This is a genomic window from Actinotalea soli (assembly GCF_017565425.1).
GTDB classification, from domain to species: domain Bacteria; phylum Actinomycetota; class Actinomycetes; order Actinomycetales; family Cellulomonadaceae; genus Actinotalea; species Actinotalea soli.
This window is the reverse complement of the sequence record NZ_JAGEMK010000001.1, coordinates 437,906-456,584: the sequence shown is the minus strand read 5'-3', so window position 1 is coordinate 456,584 and position 18,679 is coordinate 437,906. Positions and strand designations below refer to the sequence as shown.

General features: G+C 71.5%; 17 protein-coding genes. 7 read left to right on the top strand and 10 right to left on the bottom strand.

The genetic code is table 11. The annotated features are described in order from the left end of the window. Positions 1–425: 425 nt before the first annotated feature. The 5 genes from J4G33_RS02115 to ctaE form a co-directional block, all read right to left on the bottom strand. Positions 426–1,052: a superoxide dismutase gene (locus J4G33_RS02115; protein ID WP_208054223.1), complete on the bottom strand. Its 627-nt coding sequence runs from the start codon at positions 1,050–1,052 to the stop codon at positions 426–428. Between the two features lie 102 nt (positions 1,053–1,154). Further along, positions 1,155–2,852, bottom strand: coding sequence for a cytochrome bc1 complex cytochrome b subunit (gene qcrB / locus J4G33_RS02110; protein WP_307793674.1), 1,698 nt, complete (start codon positions 2,850–2,852; stop codon positions 1,155–1,157). Beyond that, complete coding sequence (qcrA, locus tag J4G33_RS02105; RefSeq protein ID WP_208054222.1) at positions 2,849–3,883, bottom strand: cytochrome bc1 complex Rieske iron-sulfur subunit; 1,035 nt, start codon at positions 3,881–3,883, stop codon at positions 2,849–2,851. The genes qcrB and qcrA overlap by 4 nt, the downstream gene beginning before the upstream one ends. Continuing rightward, positions 3,880–4,659 carry a cytochrome bc1 complex diheme cytochrome c subunit gene (gene qcrC / locus J4G33_RS02100; protein WP_208054221.1) on the bottom strand — a complete coding sequence of 260 codons (780 nt, stop codon included), beginning with the start codon at positions 4,657–4,659 and terminating at the stop codon, positions 3,880–3,882. Before qcrC ends, qcrA begins: the two co-directional genes overlap by 4 nt. Positions 4,660–4,762: 103 nt before the next feature. Next, positions 4,763–5,401: an aa3-type cytochrome oxidase subunit III gene (gene ctaE, locus J4G33_RS02095; RefSeq protein ID WP_208054220.1), complete on the bottom strand. Its 639-nt coding sequence runs from the start codon at positions 5,399–5,401 to the stop codon at positions 4,763–4,765. Positions 5,402–5,560: 159 nt separating this feature from the next. Between ctaE and J4G33_RS02090 the strand changes: the two genes are divergently transcribed. Together J4G33_RS02090 and trpD are read left to right on the top strand one after the other, a co-directional pair. Beyond that, complete coding sequence (locus J4G33_RS02090; RefSeq protein WP_243758364.1) at positions 5,561–6,010, top strand: hypothetical protein; 450 nt, start codon at positions 5,561–5,563, stop codon at positions 6,008–6,010. Further along, positions 6,007–7,062, top strand: a complete 1,056-nt coding sequence (gene trpD / locus J4G33_RS02085; RefSeq protein WP_208054219.1) for an anthranilate phosphoribosyltransferase — start codon at positions 6,007–6,009, stop codon at positions 7,060–7,062. The genes J4G33_RS02090 and trpD overlap by 4 nt, the downstream gene beginning before the upstream one ends. Before the next feature lie 31 nt (positions 7,063–7,093). On the opposite strand, the gene J4G33_RS02080 is transcribed toward trpD, so the two are convergent. Further along, positions 7,094–7,375: an Lrp/AsnC family transcriptional regulator gene (locus J4G33_RS02080; protein ID WP_208054218.1), complete on the bottom strand. Its 282-nt coding sequence runs from the start codon at positions 7,373–7,375 to the stop codon at positions 7,094–7,096. A 31-nt stretch (positions 7,376–7,406) separates the two neighbouring features. Further along, positions 7,407–9,164 carry a DEDD exonuclease domain-containing protein gene (locus J4G33_RS02075; RefSeq protein WP_208054217.1) on the bottom strand — a complete coding sequence of 586 codons (1,758 nt, stop codon included), beginning with the start codon at positions 9,162–9,164 and terminating at the stop codon, positions 7,407–7,409. A gap of 83 nt (positions 9,165–9,247) precedes the next feature. Here J4G33_RS02075 and J4G33_RS02070 point away from each other — a divergent pair, with 83 nt between their 5' ends. Then, positions 9,248–9,451 (top strand): hypothetical protein, encoded by a 204-nt coding sequence (locus J4G33_RS02070; RefSeq protein WP_208054216.1) that lies wholly within the window; start codon positions 9,248–9,250, stop codon positions 9,449–9,451. 84 nt (positions 9,452–9,535) lie between these two features. On the opposite strand, the gene J4G33_RS02065 is transcribed toward J4G33_RS02070, so the two are convergent. Continuing rightward, positions 9,536–11,356: an AMP-dependent synthetase/ligase gene (locus J4G33_RS02065; RefSeq protein ID WP_208054215.1), complete on the bottom strand. Its 1,821-nt coding sequence runs from the start codon at positions 11,354–11,356 to the stop codon at positions 9,536–9,538. 128 nt (positions 11,357–11,484) lie between these two features. Here J4G33_RS02065 and J4G33_RS02060 point away from each other — a divergent pair, with 128 nt between their 5' ends. Next, positions 11,485–12,432, top strand: coding sequence for an ROK family glucokinase (locus J4G33_RS02060; protein WP_208054214.1), 948 nt, complete (start codon positions 11,485–11,487; stop codon positions 12,430–12,432). Between the two features lie 48 nt (positions 12,433–12,480). Here J4G33_RS02060 and J4G33_RS02055 read toward each other — a convergent pair whose 3' ends face one another. Further along, a complete protein-coding gene (locus J4G33_RS02055; protein WP_208054213.1) occupies positions 12,481–13,083 on the bottom strand; it encodes a hypothetical protein in 603 nt (200 codons plus the stop codon). A gap of 68 nt (positions 13,084–13,151) precedes the next feature. On the opposite strand from J4G33_RS02055, the gene J4G33_RS02050 reads away from it, so the two are divergent. From J4G33_RS02050 to J4G33_RS02040, 3 genes are read left to right on the top strand one after another with little or no spacing between them, the layout of a single operon-like run. Further along, positions 13,152–13,952 (top strand): lysophospholipid acyltransferase family protein, encoded by an 801-nt coding sequence (locus tag J4G33_RS02050; RefSeq protein WP_243758363.1) that lies wholly within the window; start codon positions 13,152–13,154, stop codon positions 13,950–13,952. A 46-nt stretch (positions 13,953–13,998) separates the two neighbouring features. Then, the gene (locus tag J4G33_RS02045) at positions 13,999–15,219 is read left to right on the top strand and encodes a pyrophosphate--fructose-6-phosphate 1-phosphotransferase (protein ID WP_208054212.1); all 1,221 of its coding nucleotides are present in this window, start codon (positions 13,999–14,001) and stop codon (positions 15,217–15,219) included. After that, positions 15,216–16,568, top strand: coding sequence for a class II 3-deoxy-7-phosphoheptulonate synthase (locus tag J4G33_RS02040; RefSeq protein WP_208054211.1), 1,353 nt, complete (start codon positions 15,216–15,218; stop codon positions 16,566–16,568). The genes J4G33_RS02045 and J4G33_RS02040 overlap by 4 nt, the downstream gene beginning before the upstream one ends. Positions 16,569–16,674: 106 nt before the next feature. On the opposite strand, the gene pknB is transcribed toward J4G33_RS02040, so the two are convergent. Then, positions 16,675–18,678: a Stk1 family PASTA domain-containing Ser/Thr kinase gene (gene pknB / locus J4G33_RS02035; protein WP_208054210.1), complete on the bottom strand. Its 2,004-nt coding sequence runs from the start codon at positions 18,676–18,678 to the stop codon at positions 16,675–16,677. Position 18,679: the final 1 nt, after the last annotated feature.

Here is an 18,679-nt window from a genome sequence, read left to right as displayed (position 1 = left end):
CGCACCGACCCGCCTCACTGGCTCGGTGCCCTGACACGCGAGACCGAGAGGCCCGACACCGCCATGGTGCCGGGCCTCTCGGCTGTCTCCGGCCCCTCTGACGGGCCAGGGAGCGCATCCCGGCATCTGCGGGGAGGGTCGTGTGAGTTCGTCGGCCTGGCGGACCGGGAGCGCGGCCGCGGGGCGTGTCGTGGAGACGCGGCGCTGGCCTGCGCAGACTTCTCGTGCCCTCGAGGGCGGTCCAGGTGCTGCCACGGGTGGGCGAGCGAGCCAGGAAGGGCCTGCGCGGTCGGGTAGCCCCTTCGGGGCCAGCGGCGCGCACGGGGGTCTCGACGGATCGGGGCCACGGACGGCGCGACGACGAAGGCCCGGCCCCGCGTGGTGCGGGAGCCGGGCCTCGGTGTCGCAGCGGCGCTGCTGGGCGATCAGACGGGGACGATCAGTCCCTTGGTCTGGGTCCGTGCCCGCGTGAAGCGCTCAGCGGCGTCGGCCCAGTTCACGATGTTCCACCAGGCCTTGATGTAGTCGGCCTTGACGTTGACGTAGTCCAGGTAGAACGCGTGCTCCCACATGTCCAGGAGCACGATCGGGACGAGCCCGAGGGCGATGTTGCTCTGCTGGTCGTAGAGCTGGACGATCACGAGCCGCTCGCCGACCGAGTCCCAGGCGAGGATCGACCATCCCGATCCCTGGATGCCCGCGGCATTGGCGGCGAAGTGCTTCTGGAAGCCGTCGAAGGAGCCGAAGAACTCGTCGATCGCTGCACCCAGCTCGCCGGTCGGGCGGTCGCCGCCGTCGGGGGAGAGGTTCTGCCAGAAGGCGGAGTGGTTGACGTGCCCGCCGAGGTTGAACGCGAGGTTCTTCTCGTGCAGGTTGACGGTCCCCAGGTCCCCGCTCTCGCGTGCCTCGGCAAGCTTCTCGAGGGCCGTGTTCGCGCCGGTGACGTAGGCCGCGTGGTGCTTGTCGTGGTGCAGCTCCATGATCCTGCCGGAGATGTGCGGCTCGAGAGCGGCGTAGTCGTACGGAAGGTCGGGCAACGTGTAGTCAGCCATGGATGGCCTCTCCGGTCAGGTCGCAGTCGTCTGCGCGGGCGGGGGGGGGGGGGGGGGGGGGCACACCGGCCCCCCACCGCTCTCCACCACTGTGGTGGTTCGTCAGCGATCGCGCGCGTCGACCGAGGGCCCGGAGGCGATCTCAGCCGGCACGCCGTCGCTGCTGGGGCGCCCTTCGAGGGCGTCGTGCTCGCCGTGGGAGTGCGCGGCGGCGAGCTCGGCCGGGGTGACCGGCTCGATCCGGTCCTCGTAGAAGAAGCGGGAGACCCGGGCGCGCAGGGCGTCGCGGTGGTAGCCCTTGCGGCGCACGCCGCGCTCGTCGTGCTCCGGGAGGATCTCGAGGGGCCGCCGCGGCTCGTGCTGGACGCGGATCCACCGCTCGTACTCGTCGAGAGGCTTGTGCACCTCGATGTACTCGCCGTCCGCGAACCGGACGATCCGCCCTGTCTCGTGCCCGTGCAGCACGAGCTCGCGGTCCTTGCGCTGCAGGCCTAGGCAGAGCCGCTTCGTGGCCCAGAAGGCGACCACCGGTGCGACGAAGAACAGCACGCGGAAGATGTACGTGATGTCGTTGAGCGACATCGCGAAGTGCGTGGCGATCAGGTCGTTCGCGCCGGCGAGAAGCAGGATGAAGAAGGCTGTGAGGATCGCGACGCCGATGCCCGTACGGACCGGGGCGTTGCGGGGGCGGTCGAGCAGGTGGTGCTCGCGCTTGTCGCCGGTCGCGAAGGCCTCGATGAACGGGTAGGCAGCAAGGGCCGTGAAGAGCAGCCCCGGGATGACCACGGCGGGGATGAGCACGTTGAGCGACAGGGTGTACCCCGCGATCACGAACTCCGTCGCCCCGGGCATGAGCCGTAGCCCACCCTCGAGGAACAGCATGTACCAGTCTGGCTGGGCACCCGCCGCCACCGGGGACGGGTCGTACGGCCCGTAGTTCCACACCGGGTTGATCGTCATGGTGCCGGCCATCAGGGCGAGCACGCCGAAGACGATGAAGAAGAAGCCACCGGCCTTCGCGACGTAGACGGGGAACAGGGGGAAGCCGACGACGTTGCGCTGGGTGCGACCGGGTCCGGGGAAGTGCGTGTGCTTGTGCAGCACGACGAGGAACAGGTGCAGGCCGATGAGGGCCAGGATCAGACCGGGGATCAGCAGGATGTGCAGGGTGAACAGGCGCGGGATGATGTGCTCGCCCGGGAACTCGCCACCGAAGATGAAGTACGACATGTAGCTGCCGACCACGGGGATCGACTTCACGACTCCGTCGGTGATCCGCAGCCCGTTGCCGGAGAGCACGTCGTCCGGCAGGGAGTAGCCGGTGAAGCCGGCCGCGAGACCCAGGATCATCAGGACGAAGCCGACGACCCAGTTGATCTCGCGCGGCTTGCGGAAGGCCCCGGTGAAGAACACGCGCATCATGTGGGTGACGATCGCGGCCATGAAGAGCAGCGCGGCCCAGTGATGGATCTGCCGCATGAGCAGGCCACCGGTGACCTCGAAGGAGAGGTCGAGGGTCGAGGCGAAGGCCTCGGACATCTCGACGCCGTTCATGGCTGCGAGGGGGCCTTCGTACACGATGAGGGTCATGCTCGGCACGAAGAACATCGTGAGGAAGAACCCGGACAGGATCAGGATCACGAAGGAGTACAGGGCGATCTCGCCGAGCAGGAAGGACCAGTGGTCGGGGAAGATCTTGCGGGCGAAGCCCTTGACCGCGGTCCCGACGCCCGTGCGCTGGTCCAGGTAGTCAGCCGTGCCGGCAGCGGCACGCTGCCCGGTGGTCGCTCGAGTACTCACTTGAGACGCTCCCAGTAGCTCGGACCGATGGGTTCGGTGAAGTCGCTCTGGGCGACGAGATACCCCTCGTCGTCCACGGTGATCGGCAGCTGGGGGAGCGGCCGCTTGGCGGGCCCGAAGACGACCTTCGCGCCGTCCGCCATGTCGAAGGTCGACTGGTGGCACGGGCACAGCAGGTGGTGCGTCTGACGCTCGTAGAGGGCGACCGGGCAGCCGACGTGGGTGCAGATCTTCGAGTACGCGACGATGCCCTCGTAGGACCAGTCGCGACGGTCCTCGGCCTCGGTGAGGTCACGGGGATCCATGCGGACCATCAGCACGACCGCTTTGGCCTTCTCCTCGATCCAGTGCGTGGCGTGCTCGCCCTCGCGCAGTCCGTCAGGGATCACGTGGTAGGCCGAGCCGATCGTGACGTCGGCGGCACGGATCGGGTCGCCCGACGGGTCACGGACGAGTCGGCGCCCGCGCTCCCACAGGGTGTGACGGAACTTCGAGACGTCCCAGTCGCCACCGACCTGCCCCACGAGGGGGACCGCGAAGGTCAGCGGTGCGAGGGCGACCGCCGAGACGACGGCTCCCTTGAGGAGACCGCGACGGCCGATCCCGGAGTCCTGCGCACCGGCCTCGAGGGCGGCGAGGGCGGCCGCGCGGGTCTCGGGGTCGCTCTTCTGCGGGTGGCGGGCCTCGGCCTGCTCGTGGTCGGACATCAGGGTCTTGGCCCAGTGGACGGCAGCAGCGCCGATGCCGAACATCGACAGGAAGAGGCCGAGGCCGAGCAGCAGGTTCGAGGTGCGCATCGACTCGACGGTGTCCCCGGACGGGACCAGGAAGTACGCGAGGAGCATGCCGACCGTGCCCAGCACGGACACGGCGAAGAGGACCACGACCTGGCGCTCGGCCCGCTTGGCTGCAGCAGGGTCCTTGTCCGCCATCCGCTCCTGGTGCGGTGGCATGCCGGGGTCCTGGAAGGTCGCCGGGGACGTGCCCGCGCCGCTGACCGTGAGGTCGGTCGAGCTGTGCTCGTTGCTCATGAGGACTTCGCTCCGATCCAGACGGCGCACGCGATCAGCAGGCCCATACCCACGACCCACACCCAGATGCCTTCACCCACCGGCCCGATGGCACCGAGGTCGGTGCCGCCCGGCGAGCCGGCGTCCTGCTCTCCTAGGAACGCGATGATGTCCCGCTTTTCTTCCGGGGTGAGGTTCGCGTCGTTGAAGACGGGCATCGACTGAGGCCCCGTCTGCATGGCTTCGTAGATCTGCGTGGGGGTGCTCGGGCCGAGGTTCGGGGCGTACTTGCCCTCCGAGAGCGCTCCGCCCTTGCCGATCGCCCCGTGGCACATCGCGCAGTTGGTACGGAACAGAGCGCCGCCGTTCGCCGCGTCGCCCAGGGAGGGGTCGACCTGCTCGGCGGACGGGATGGCCGGGCCGGCGCCCAGGGATGCCACGTAGGCGGCGAGCTGGCTCGTCTCCTCGGCGTTGAACTGCGGGGGCTTCGCCATCGCCTGCGCCCCGTCCATCTGCATCGGCATGCGTCCGGTGGAGACCTGGAAGTCCACGGCCGCCGCACCGACCCCGATGAGCGACGGCGCTCCCTCGCGCCCTTCCGCGCTCGGCCCGTGGCACGTGGCGCAGTTCGCCTGGAACAGCGCGCGCCCCGCCGCGATGTCGTCCTCAGACGGGGCCGACGCGCTGGCGGCGCTGGGTGCGAGGGCTGCGTAGAGCCCTCCGGTCACGAGGAGCGCCAGCAGGAGCAGGGCCACCGGGGCGAGCCGGTGGTGCCTGCGGGCGGCGATTGCCTTCACGAACTAACCCTCATCTCGTTGCGCCCGGCGGGCCGAGCGGTCGTACGGGTCGAACCGGTCGTCGGCAGGCCGGTCACCGGCCCACGATCTCTGCGGTGGTGCGTCAACGGATGAGGTAGATCGCTGCGAACAGCGCGATCCACACGACGTCGACGAAGTGCCAGTAGTACGAGGTCACGATCGCGGTCGTGGCTTCGTGGTGGCCGAAGCGCTTGGCCGCGAAGGAGCGGCCGAGCAGGAACAGGAAGGCGATGAGCCCGCCGATCACGTGCAGGCCGTGGAAGCCCGTCGTCAGGTAGAACACCGAGCCGTAGGGGCTCGAGGCGATGGTCAGGCCGTGCTCGACGAGCTCGGCGTACTCGAAGACCTGCCCGCCGATGAAGATGGCCCCCATCACGAAGGTCATGGTCATCCACTCGTTCATGCCCCAGCGCGTGAACTGCAGCAGGCCACCGGTCCGTGCGGGCTGGAACCGCTCGGCGGCCCAGACCCCCATCTGGCAGGTGATCGAGCTGAGGACCAGGATCGTGGTGTTGACCGCGGCGAAGGTCAGGTTGAGCTTCGCGGTCTCCTCGGCCCAGATCTCAGGGACCGTCGAGCGAATCGTGAAGTACATCGCGAAGAGGCCCGCGAAGAACATCAGCTCGCTCGCGAGCCAGACGATCGTCCCGACCGACACCGGGTTCGGCCGGTTGACGCTCAGGTGTGGACGCGAGGTGGAGGCGGCTGTAGCGGTTGACACGTTGTCATTATGGCTGACGTCGGCGGTGCGTGGGTCCAAGGGCCCACAATCGGCGTGGTTCCGTGACCTTGAGCCCGCACGCAGGGGTGTCCGTGCCAAGATGCTGGGTGGTGTCGGCACCTGCAGGTGCCGTGATGTCGACCGACGAGTGAGGCGAGCATGGCCGCGACCGAGCAGCACGACGAGTGGGACGCGATCGACGACGGGCAGGAGCCCTCACGGATGCGGATCCTGCTCTACAGCGACGACGTCCGGACCCGGGACGCGGTGATCCTCGCGGTAGGCCGACGCGTCGCCAAGGACCTGCCTCCTGTCGAGTGGCTCCAGGTCGCGACCCCTGCCGCGGCGGTCGCCGCCGTGGAGGCCGGCGGGCTCGACCTCCTCGTCCTGGACGGCGAGACGGGCAAGAACGGCGGCCTGGGCCTCGGACGGCAGCTCAAGGACGAGATCTTCGGCTGCCCGCCCGCCCTCGCTCTCACCGGTCGGCCCCAGGACGCCTGGCTGGCCTCGTGGTCGCAGGCCGACGCGGTCGTGTCCCGTCCGCTCGACCCGATCGCGCTCCAGAAGGCCGTCGCGTCGCTCGTGCGCGGCGGTGCTGTCGTCGGATGACAGGTGCGGGTGCGCCGACCTGGCCGATCCTGATCCGCGGGCTCCTCGCCCGTGAAGACCTGACCGCCCCGCAGGCGCGCTGGGCCATGGGTCAGGTCATGGCGGGGGAGTCCTCGGCCGTGCAGCTCGCCGGGTTCCTGGTCGCCCTCCGGGCCAAGGGAGAGACGGTCGAGGAGGTCCGTGGACTCGTCGAGGAGATGCTCGCCCACGCGCACCGGATCGAGGTCCCCGGTCGCTGCGTCGACGTCGTCGGCACGGGCGGCGACATGCACCACACCGTCAACATCTCGACGATGGCCTCGCTGGTCGTCGCCGGGGCGGGCGTGCGCGTCGTCAAGCACGGAGGCCGCGCGGCCTCGTCCTCGAGCGGTACGGCCGACGTGCTCGAGGCGCTCGGGCTCCGTCTCGACCAGTCACCTGAGCGGGTCGCCGAGCTCGCGACCGAGGTGGGCATGACCTTCTGCTTCGCCCAGGTCTTCCACCCGGCGATGCGCCACGCCGCCCCGGCCCGCCGAGGCCTCGGGGTGCCGACAGCCTTCAACCTCCTCGGCCCGCTGACGAACCCCGCCCAGCCCGCGGCCTCGGCGATCGGGGTCCCCGAGGCGTCGATGGCGCGTCTGATCGCCGGGGTCCTGGCAGCCCGCGGGCGGGAGGCGCTGGTCTTCCGGGGGCACGACGGGCTCGACGAGCTCGCCGCGACCGGGCCCGCCCGGCTGTGGTGGGTGCGGGAGGGCGGGGTGACCGAGCACGAGGTCGACCCTGCCTCCGAGCTGGGGCTCACGCCGATCGACGTGGGGCAGCTCCGTGGCGGTGATGCCGCGAGCAACGCCGAGGTGGTCCGCAGGGTCCTGGCTGGTGAGCCGGGGCCCGTGCGCGAGACGGTGCTCCTCAACGCCGCCGCCGGACTGGTCGCCGACGGGACGCACGCAGGCACGGGGGAGGGAACCCTCGTCGAGCGGTTGCGTCACGGCATCGCGATCGCGGCCCGGGCCGTGGACGACGGTCGCGCCGCGCAGCTGCTGGAGCGCTGGATCCAGGCCTCGCAGCGCTGACCGGCCGCAGCGGTGCGGGTCGGCGGGTGGTTCAGCCGTCCAGACCGAGGTCGAAGGCCTGGTCGAGGTCCTGCTGGGAGTAGGCACGGAAGGCGATGTAGGTCTGGGTGCGGACCACGCCCTCGACCTTGCTCAGGCGGTCGGCGATGACCTCGGCGAGCTGGTCGTGCTCTCGTACGCGCACCATCGCCACGAGGTCGACCTCGCCGGTCACCGAGTAGACCTCGGAGACACCGGGGACCTCGGCGACCTCGGCGCAGATCTCCGGGATGCGTGAGGGGTCGGCGTCGATCATGACGATGGCGGTGATCATGGGTGGTCCTCCGAGAGTGGTGGTGGCCTCATCATGCCGCGACCAGACCGGTTGGACCTGCCGCGGCGACGGCCGCCGCCGTCGCTGCCGGGTCCGTCAGGCGCTCGGCCCCCCGGACCGGGCACGCCCAGTGGTCCCCGGCCGCGACCAGCCGCACGCCGGGCTGCTCGAGCCACGCGAGCACCAGGTCCGTCTCCTCGGGGTGGGCCGCCGAGGCGGGCAGCACCGGTGCGTCGGGCTGCTCCGCGGTGGCTACGAGCGCCGCCAGCAGGGGACGGGGATCCACTCCCGCTGGGCTCGTGGTCGTGGCGCAGAGCCGGCCGTGACGCACGACGACGAGCTCCCAGCCGCCTCCCGGCACCGCACGCGCGGCGTGGAGCTCGGACTGGGCGGACAGGCGTGCGGACCGTTGGGCGCGTGCGGTCCCTCGCAGGAAGGCCGCGAGCTGATCGCGCCACGCAGCCGCTTCTTCGTAGCGCTCCTCGCCGGTCAGGGCGGCGATGCGCGCTGCGTGGACGTCGAGCACAGGCCCTGGGTCGGTGAGCATCGCGGCCCTGACGGCCTCGACCACGGCGGCGTACCCGACCTCGTCCTGCCCCCCTGTGCACGGCGCACCGCACCGTCCCATGCCGGCGAGGGCGCACGAGCTCGCGCCCGGGCCCGGGATGCGCGGCAGGCGCGGTGAGCACTGTCGCACCGGGAAGGTCGCGTGGAGGGCCTCGATCGCACGCTGGGCGGTCGACCTGCTGCTGAAGGGGCCGATGTGCGCCTCGGCCCGGCCCGGGGGCTGACCCTCGGGCCGGACCTCGCGGGTGATGCTCAACCGCGGAAAGGGCTCGACCGTCAGGCGTACCCACGGCATGCGTTCGGGGAAGCGCGAGCGTCGGTTGTAGCGCGGGCCGTGCTCGGCGATGAGACGCAGCTCGCGGACCCTGGCCTCGAGGGTGGTCCCGCAGACCACCGGGACCACCTCTTCGGCCAGCATGACCATCTCGTTCATCCGTCTCCGGTGCTCGGCCGCGGTGAAGTAGCTGCGCACCCGGGTGCGGATCGAGGTCGAGGTCCCGACGTAGAGCACCTCGCCCCGGGCGTCACGGAACTGGTAGACCCCCGGGGCGTCGGGCAGGCCGTCGGCGAGGTGGCGCTTGCGGCGGCGAGCGGGGGGGACCGGGTCGGTCGCGGTCGCGAGGTCCTCCAGATGGGTCACCCCGAGCGGGGCCAGACGACCCAGGAGCGCGTGCAGCACGTCGACCGTGGCGCGCGCGTCCGACAGGGCACGGTGATCTGGGGTGACCGTGGCACGGAAGTAGCCGGCGAGGGTGCCGAGCTTGTGGTTGGGCACCTCGTCGCGACCGACGGCTCGCCGCGCCAGGGCCACCGTGTCGAGGACCTGGGGCGCGGGCCAGGGGTACCCGTGGTCGCGGGCCGCCGCCTTGAGGAAGCCGACGTCGAAGGCTGCGTTGTGTGCCACGAGGACCGCGCCTCGGAGGAACTCGAGGAGGTCGGGCAGGACCTGCTCGATCCGTGGCGCACCGTGGACCATCGAGGTGGTGATGCCCGTCAGCGTCGCGATGTGCGCGGGCACGGGACCACCGGGGTCGACCAGCGTCTGCAGCTCGGCGAGGACCTCGCCGCCACGGACCTTCACGGCGCCGACCTCGGTGATCGCGGAGGTGGCCGGGCTGCCTCCGGTGGTCTCGAGGTCCAGGACGACGAAGGTCACCTCGGCGAGCGGGGTGCCGATCTCCTCGAGGGTCGGCTGGAGCGCGAGGGTGCCTGGCTGCTGCATGACGGCGACGCTAGGGGCCCCCACCGACACGGTCGCCGCGGCTCGCCGGGGGCGTGTCGGTGGGGGCCCCTAGCGTGCGTCGCATGATGATCGACTGCGGAAGCTGCACCGTGCGGGGAGCCGCCTGCACCGACTGCGTGGTGACCTTTCTCACCGTGCCCGTGCGGCCGGGTGCGGCCCCGCCGCCACCGGCCCCGGTCGACCTCGACGAGGCAGAGCAGGCGGCCCTCGGGGTCCTCGCCCGCGGCGGCCTCGTCCCGCCGCTCCGGCTCGTGCGCGCGGGATGAGCCGGACGGGGGAGCGTTCAGCCCCGGTCGAGGTGCGGGTTGCCCTGCCCGGGGGGCCGGTCCGCACCGACCCCCCGGAAGAGCTCAGGAGTGGTCGTGGTCACCGACGTTCGCGTAGAGCTCCTCGATCTGCGCGGTGAAGTCGCTGATGACCAGCGAGCGCTTCACCTTCATCGACGGTGTCAGGTAGTCGTTCTCGACCGTGAAGTCGGTCGTGAGCACCGTGTACCGGCGGATGGACTCCGCCCGCGAGACGGCCTGGTTGGTGCGGTCGACCGCCCGGTCCAGGGCAGCGCGCACCTCAGGGTTCTCGCCAGCGGTCGCGACGTCCATCTCCGGCAAGCCGTGGGTCGACAGCCAGCCGGGGAGGGCCTCGGCGTCCAGGGTGATCAGGGCACCGATGAACGGCTTCTCGTCGCCGACCACCACGACTTGGCTCACCAAGGGGTGTCCGCGCAGGCGGTCCTCGAGCACGGCGGGGGCGACGTTCTTCCCCCCGGCCGTGACGATGATCTCCTTCTTGCGGCCGGTGATCCGGACGAAGCCGTCCTCGTCCATCGACCCCAGGTCGCCGGTGCGGAACCAACCGTCCTCGAAGGCGGCCTGCGTGGCCTCGGTGTTGTTGTGGTAGCCGAGGAACACACCGTCGCCCTTGGCGAGGATCTCGCCGTCCGGCGCCACTCGCAGGGCGAGCCCGGGAAGCGGTGGGCCGACGGTGCCGATCTTGGTCGCGTCAGGGAGGTTCACCGAGACGGGGGCCGTCGTCTCGGTGAGGCCGTAGCCCTCGAGGACCTGGAGCCCGACACCCCGGTAGAAGTGGCCGAGCCGCTCCCCCAGGGGAGCGCCGCCGGAGATGGCCCACTCGGCACGTCCGCCGAGCGCCTTGCGGAGCTTGGACAGGACCAGGACGTCGGCGACCTTGTGCTGGAGCTTGAGCCACGGTCCGGGGCCGCCGGGGGTGTCCAGGGCTCGTGAGTAGACGATGGCGGTCTTGGCGGCGCGCTGGAAGATGCCTCGCTTGCCACCCGCCGCGGCCTTCTGCTCCGAGGAGTTGTAGACCTTCTCGAAGACCCGCGGCACGGAGAGGATGAAGGTCGGCTGGAAGGTGCCGAGGTCGGCGAGCAGGTTCTTGGTGTCGGGGGTGTGTCCGAGGACCGCTCCCGCCGGGATCACCAGGACCTCGATGAACCTGGCGAAGACGTGGGCGAGGGGCATGAAGAGCAGGGTCCGGGACCCGGGCGGGCAGACCTTCTCGCCGAGCTTGGCGACGGCGTTGCGGGTGAGGGACACGAAGTTGCCGTGGGTGAGCTCAGCGCCCTTGGGGCGACCCGTGGTCCCTGAGGTGTAGATGATCGTCGCGACGTCGGCGGTGGTCGCCAGGGCGCGTCGGCGGGTGATCTCGGTCTCGGCGACCTCCTGGCCGTCCCTCACGAGCATGTCCACGGCGCCGTCGTCGAGCACCAGGACGTCCCCGAGGTGCGGGGCCTTGGGGCGCACCTGCTCGACGGTGGTGGCGAGCTCGGAGGTCTCGACGACGAGGAGGCGGACGTCGGCGTCGGTGAGGATCCACTCGACCTGCTCGGCCGAGGAGGTCTCGTACAGCGGCACCGGGACCGCGCCGGCGGCCCAGATCGCGAAGTCGAGAAGGGTCCACTCGTACCGGGTGCGGCTCATGATGCCGACGCTCTGACCGGGCTCGACCCCGCGGGCGACGAGACCCTTGGCCACGGCGACGACCCGCGCGTCGAACTCGCGGGCCGTGATCGACTGCCACGGGCCGTCGGGAGTCGCCTTGTGCTCGATGAGGGGAGCGTCGGGCTTCGACTGCACGCGACCGGCGAGCAGGGTGCTCAGGTTCTCGGAGGGGTCGATCTCGACGACGGGGGGGCTGTGGAACTCGTCCATGCTGACTCCAGTGGCAGACGGATAATGGCTCGACCATACAGAGTCTGAGAGTCCCGACCTGGGAGGGCGCGACGTGGGTAGCCTGCGCCTGGACACGTTGCAGGACCCCCTCGGCAGCAAGGACGGACATGTACGCGATCGGTGTGGACATCGGCGGGACGAAGATCGCCGCCGGATTGGTCGACGAGGCCGGCGTCATCCTGGCCCAGGCCAAGCGCAGCACCGTCGCCGGTGACGCCGCTGAGATCGACCGCGCTGTCGCGGACCTCTATCGGGAGCTGTCTGCAGGTCACGAGGTCCACGCGCTCGGCGTCGCCGCGGCGGGGTTCATCAGCTCCGACCGTGCGACAGCGCTCTTCGGTGCGAACATCGCCTGGCGCGACTACCCGTTGCGGGACCGCATCGCCTCCCTCGTCGGCGACCCCGACCTGCGCGTCGTGGTCGAGAACGACGCGAACGCCGCCGGGTGGGCGGAGTTCCGCTTCGGCGCGGGCCGCGACGTGGACGACATGCTGCTTCTCACGGTCGGCACGGGGCTCGGCGGTGCCCTCGTGGTCGGCGGTCAGCTGGTGCGCGGGGCCTGGGGCGTGGCTGCCGAGGTCGGGCACGTCCGCGTGGTCCCCGAGGGGCACCTGTGCGGGTGCGGGCTGCGAGGGTGCTGGGAGCAGTACGCCTCGGGCAGCGCCCTGGTGCGTGAGGCTCGGCAGGCCGCCGCAGCGGACCCCAGTCGTGCTGCTCGCCTCCTCGAGCTCGCGGGAGGCGAGGCGGCCCTGGTGAGCGGGCCGTCGGTCACGGTCGCGGCGCAGGAGGGCGACCCCCTGGCCGTCGAGCTGCTGGCTGAGCTCGGGCGGTGGATCGGTGCCGGGTCTGCCTCGGTCGCGGCCCTCCTCGACCCTGCCCTGGTCGTGGTCGGCGGCGGAGTCGGCGCGGCGGGCGACCTGCTCCTCCAGCCCGCGCGCGAGGCGTTCCTCGCGCAGCTCTCCGGGCGCGGCTTCCGTCCCGAGGCCCGCATCGAGCTCGCTGCGGCAGGCAACGACGCGGGGATCGTCGGAGCGGCCGACCTGGCGCGGCTCTGAGGTCAGAGCCGTGCGCGCGGGCGCCGGGCCACGCCGGCGCCCCCCTGCTCAGACGACGGCGCCGTTCCCGCGGTCGTCGTCCCCGCGCTCGTGGGGCATCCGCCACACGAGGATCCCGAGACCGACCGCGAAGACGGCGGCGGCGACCTGCAGCAGGACGGTCGGCATGTCGCGCCAGAGCACGATGCCCAGCAGGACCAGGGCGGGTACGCCGACCGCGGCGACCCACGCCATCGTGAGCAACGGGTCACCTCCCAGGACGGGGCCGGGCTCGGGCGGGGTGAAGTGCTCCTCCGCCTCCTCGACGGCTGGGTCGAGGCTCCACGCCCGTGGCCCGGTCGGTGCGGGCACCGGTGCGTCCCGCTCGGCTGGCGGGGTGTCCCCGTCGCCGGCCCGGGCCGGTGGCTCGGCGCGTCGTCCACGGGGTGGTTCGGGGTCGTCACCGGGGGCGGTAGCCTCGGCGGGCCGCGTCGGGTCCTCCGTCGCGTCGACGTCGAGGTCGAGGTCGCCGAGCTGTGCGACGATCTCCTCCCAGCGCGTCTGGACGTCGGTCGGGTCGGGGGCATCGGCCGGGTCGACCGAGAGGTCGTCGTCGAGATGGTCGTGGGCGTCGTCGGCGGGCTCATCGGCGGAGTGCGGACGTGAGGCCATGCAGAGCACTCTAGAGTCGGAAGGACGCTGCGTGCGGCGTGCGTCGACGCAGCGGCGGAGGTGATGGGTTGTTCTACTGGTTCATGAAGCGGGTCCTCGCGGGTCCGCTGCTGCGCGGGATGTTCCGCCCCTGGGTCCGGGGGATCGAGAACATCCCGGAGACCGGTGGCGCCATCCTCGCGAGCAACCACCTCGCGGTGATCGACTCCTTCGTCCTGCCCCTAGTGCTGTCCCGCAAGATCCGGTTCATCGGCAAGGCCGAGTACTTCACCGGCACAGGCCTCAAGGGTCGGCTCAAGGCCGGGTTCTTCCGCGGGGTCGGGACCATCCCCGTGGACCGGGGCGGCGGCAAGGCCAGCGAGGCCGCCCTCAACACCGGCCTGGGGGTGCTCGAGTCGGGGAACCTGTTCGGCATCTACCCCGAGGGCACCCGGAGCCCTGACGGCCGCCTGTACCGCGGCAAGACGGGAGTGGCCCGGCTGGCCCTCGAGTCTGGTGTGCCGGTGATCCCCGTGGCGATGGTCGGCACCGACGTCGCCCAGCCGATCGGGCGGGTGATCCCCAAGCCCATGCGCCTCGGCATCGTCGTCGGCGAGCCCCTGGACTTCAGCCGCTACAAGGGCATGGAGAACGACCGGTTCATCCTGCGCTCGGTGACCGACGAGATCATGTACGCCCTGATGAGCCTCTCGGGCCAGGAGTACGTCGACATCTACGCGGCGACCGCCAAGGCCAGGATCGCGGCCGGCCACACCCCCGACGCCCCGCGGCCGGGGGAGGCCGGACCGGTCGCTCCCGGTGGGCGGCCCGCGCCGGACGTCCAGGTTCCGGGCCCGCCCGAGGACGGCACGCCCACGCCACTAGGATGATCGCGTCCGCCGCTCGGGGCGGGGATGTCCCAACGGAAGGTTCACCATGTCGGTTCGTCGTGTCGCCCTGCTGACCGCGGGCGGTTTCGCCCCCTGCCTCTCCTCCGCGGTGGGCGGTCTCATCGAGCGATACACCGAGATCGCGCCCGAGATCGAGATCATCGCCTACGAGCACGGGTACCACGGCCTGCTGACGGGTACCTCGATCGTGGTCGACGACGAGGCGCGCGCCAAGGCGGGTCTGCTGCACCGCTTCGGCGGGAGCCCGATCGGCAACTCGCGCGTCAAGCTGACCAATGCGGCCGACTGCGTCAAGCGCGGTCTGGTCCAGGAGGGCCAGGACCCGCTGCACGTCGCGGCCGAGCGGCTCAAGGCCGACGGCGTCGACGTGCTGCACACCATCGGTGGCGACGACACGAACACGACGGCTGCCGACCTCGCCGCCTACCTCCACGAGAACGGCTACGAGCTGACCGTCGTCGGCCTGCCCAAGACGATCGACAACGACGTCGTGCCGATCAAGCAGTCCCTCGGGGCGTGGACCGCGGCCGAGGAGGCCGCCGGGTTCGCGCGCAACGTCATCGGCGAGCACCGCTCGGGCAACCGGATGCTGATCGTGCACGAGGTCATGGGGCGGCACTGCGGCTGGCTCACGGCCGCCTCCGCTGCTGACTACCGTCGCTGGCTCGACACCCAGGAGTGGGTGCCGAGCATCGGCCTGTCCCGGGAGCGCTGGGACGTGCACGCGGTCTTCGTGCCCGAGCTCGCCCTCGACATCGAGGCCGAGGCCGCGCGTCTGCGGACCATCATGGACGAGGTCGGCAACGTCAACATCTTCCTCTCCGAGGGCGCCGGGATGCACGAGATCGTCGAGCAGCTCGAGGCCGCGGGTGAGACCGTGCAGCGCGACCCCTTCGGCCACGTCAAGCTCGACACCATCAACCCGGGCCAGTGGTTCGCCCAGCAGTTCGCGGAGCGTCTCGGGGCCGAGAAGGTCATGGTGCAGAAGAGCGGCTACTACTCGCGTGCTGCCGCGGCCAACGCCGAGGACCTGCGCCTGATCAAGTCGATGACCGACCTGGCCGTGGAGTGCGCCCTGCGGGCCGAGTCGGGCGTCATCGGCCACGACGAGGAGGACGGCGACCGGCTCAAGGCGATCGCGTTCCCGCGCATCGCCGGCGGCAAGGCCTTCGACGTCTCGCAGCCGTGGTTCGGCGCGATGCTCTCCGACCTCGGGCAGCCGCTGGTCCCCGCGAGCACCTCATGAGCGTCGCGCCAGATCCCGCCCTCGTCGCGGGACTCGACAGCTGGCGCTCGATGCAGGCTCGCCAGCAGCCGGCCTGGCCCGACGCCGCCGCGGTCGAGCAGGTGTCGCGGGAGCTCTCCGCCCTGCCTCCGCTGGTCTTCGCGGGGGAGGCGGACGTCCTCACCGCCCGTCTGGCCGCGGCCGGGCGCGGTGAGGCCTTCCTCCTGCAGGGAGGGGACTGCGCCGAGACCTTCGCCGAGGCCACCGCGGACAACATCCGCAACAAGATCAAGACGATCCTGCAGATGGCCGTCGTGCTCACCTACGGCGCGAGTCTGCCCGTCATCAAGATGGGCCGGATGGCCGGGCAGTACGCCAAGCCCCGGAGCTCGGACGACGAGACGCGTGACGGCGTCACGCTGCCCGCGTACCGGGGGGACGCGGTCAACGCGCACGCCTTCACGCCGCAGGAGCGCATCCCCGACCCCCGACGGCTGCTCGACGCCTACCACCGGTCGTCGGCGACGCTGAACCTCATCCGCGCGTTCACGACGGGTGGGTTCGCCGACCTGCGTCGGGTCCACGAGTGGAACCGCGGCTTCCTCGCGAACAAGGCCTACGCGCAGTACGAGGCGACGGCCGAGCAGATCGACCGGGCGATCCGCTTCATGGCGGCCTGCGGTGCGGACTTCGACGCCCTGCGGACGGTCGAGTTCTTCTCGAGCCACGAGGCCCTCCTGCTCGACTACGAGCGGGCGCTCACGCGGATCGACTCGCGGACCGGCACGGCCTACGACTGCTCGGCCCACTTCCTGTGGATCGGGGAGCGGACCCGTCAGCTCGACGGTGCGCACGTGGACTTCCTGTCGAGGGTCCGCAACCCGATCGGCGTCAAGCTCGGGCCGACCACCTCGGCCGACGACGCCCTCGCGCTGATGGACAAGCTCAACCCGTCGGACGTCCCCGGTCGGCTCACCTTCATCACCCGCATGGGGGCGGGCCGGATCCGTGAGGCCCTGCCCCAGCTCGTCGAGAAGGTGACCGCCTCGGGGCGTCCGGTCACGTGGGTCTGCGACCCGATGCACGGGAACACGATCACCTCGGACAGCGGCTACAAGACCCGTCGCCTGGCCGACGTGCTCGACGAGGTCCGCGGCTTCTTCGAGGTGCACCGTGCCGTGGGCAGCGTGCCCGGCGGCCTGCACGTCGAGCTCACCGGCGACGACGTCACCGAGGTGCTCGGGGGGAGCGAGGAGATCGACGACGCGGGGCTCGCCCTGCGCTACGAGACCCTGGTCGACCCTCGGCTCAACCACCAGCAGTCCCTCGAGATGGCCTTCCAGGTCGCCGAGATGATCCGTCAGGGCTGAGGGCCCGCACGACGCCAGAGCCCCGTACCGCTGATCGCGGTGCGGGGCTCTGCTCGTCGTCGAAGGGCAGGGGGCCCCGGGACGAGGGCTGGCACGTGGCCTCGGGTCAGACGACGCGCAGGGTGACCGTGCTGCCGACCCGCACCCGCTCGTCCGCCTCGGGATCCTGGTTGCGGACGGTGCCGAAGACGCCGCCGAGGAAGTCCTCGCGCTCGACGACGAGCCCGAGCTCCTCGAGGATCTCCTGCGCCTCCGCGTACTGCATGCCGAACACGTCGGGGACTGCGACCAGGGGAGGGCCCTGGGAGATGGTGATGGTCACGACATCGGTGCGACGTGCCGGGGAGTCCGGAGCGGGGGACTGGGCCATGACCTGTCCCTCGGGGTACTCGGTGCTGAAGTCCTGCTCCTCGGCGACCCGGAGGCCGTCCTCCTCGAGGAACGCGACGGCCTCGTCGCGGGTCAGGCCGACCAGGGAGCGCACGGTCACGGGGGCGGGGCCGTCCGAGACCGTGAGGGACACCTCGGAGTCCACCGGGAGCTGGTCCCCGGCCTCGGCGGTGGCCGAGATCACGTGCCCCTCGGGCACCTCGTCGTGGTGGTCGGTCGTGGGGTCGGGGACGACGAAGCCGGCGTCGGTGAGCAGGGCCGTGGCCTCCTCGGCCGGCACGCCGGTGATGCCCTCGGGGACGGCCCGGAGGTCCGGGCCCAGGGAGACCGTGAGCTCGACGCTGCCGTCGTCGGCGATGCGTTCCCCGCTCGCCGGGTCGGTGGCCACGACGAGCCCGGCAGGTACCTCGGGGTCGAAGGCCTCGGCGGTGGTCGCCGCCAGGCCCGCTGCGGCGAGGGTCTGCTCGGCGACCGAGGCCTCCGTGCCGACCAGCCCGTCCGGGACGTCGGTGTAGGCACCCGGCCCGTAGACCGTGTACCAGATGGCAAGGAGGCCCCCCAGGGCGGCCACGGCGACGGCGGTCAGCACGACGAGCACCGTGCGCCGCCACCGGGCGTCCTGCGGCGCTGGGGCGTCGACCGGTGCAGGTCCCTCGTCGAGGCCAGAGCCGATCCGCAGGGCCATCGTGCGGCCGGGGCCGTCCTCGTCGGTGCCCCCGCGGGTACGAGGGCTGGACGGGCGCCCGGTGCTCAGGACCGCTGTCGCGTCACGGTCGGCGTCCGGGGCCTCGGGCTCCTCGTCGTCGTGCTCGTCCTCGACCGGCGCGGCACCGGGGACCTCGTGCCGGCGCGTGAGGGTCGCCTCGTCGAGGGAGCCGCGGGTCCGGCGCACGAGGTCCAGCGCAGCCGCTGCGTGGGCCGGGCGTTCCTCGGGCTCACGGGCCGCGAGGGCGCCGAGCAGCTCGTCGACCTCCATCGGCAGCCAGTCGACGACGTCGGAGGCGGCCGGGATGTCGGAGTGGACGTGCTGGTAGGCGACCTGGATGGGGGTCGCTCCCGTGAAGGGCTGCTGCCCTGTGAGCATCTCGAAGAGCAGGATGCCCACGGCGTACACGTCGGTGCGGGCGTCGCTGCTGCCGTGGGCGACGAGCTCGGGGGCGAGGTAGGCGACCGTGCCCAGGACGGTGCCTGTCGTGGTCGAGGTGACCTCGGTGACCGCCCTGGCGAGCCCGAAGTCGGCGACCTTGACGCGGCCGTCTGAGGCGAGCAGGACGTTCTCGGGCTTGACGTCCCGGTGGACCAGGCCTGCGCGGTGCGCCGCAGCGAGGGCGTCGAGGACCGACTCGGCGATCGAGAACGCCTCGTCCACCGTGAGGGATCCCTGGGTGCCGAGGTGCCGTCGCAGGTTCGTCCCGTCGACGTACTCCATCGTCAGGTAGCTCGTCTCGCCGTCGACCCCCTGGTCGAAGACGCCGACCAGGCCGGGGTGGGTCAGGCGTGCCGCGGCGCGCGCCTCGCGGCGGAACCGGGCGACGAACTCGGAGCCGGCCCCGCCCTCGGCGAGGTGGGCGTGCATGACCTTGAGGGCGACCTCGCGGTCGAGGCGGCGGTCGTTGGCGAGGTAGACCGTGGCCATCCCACCGCGGGCGATCCTGGACAGCACCTCGTACCGTCCGTCGACGACATGGCCGAGGAGCGGGTCGGTCAGAGTCGCTGCCACG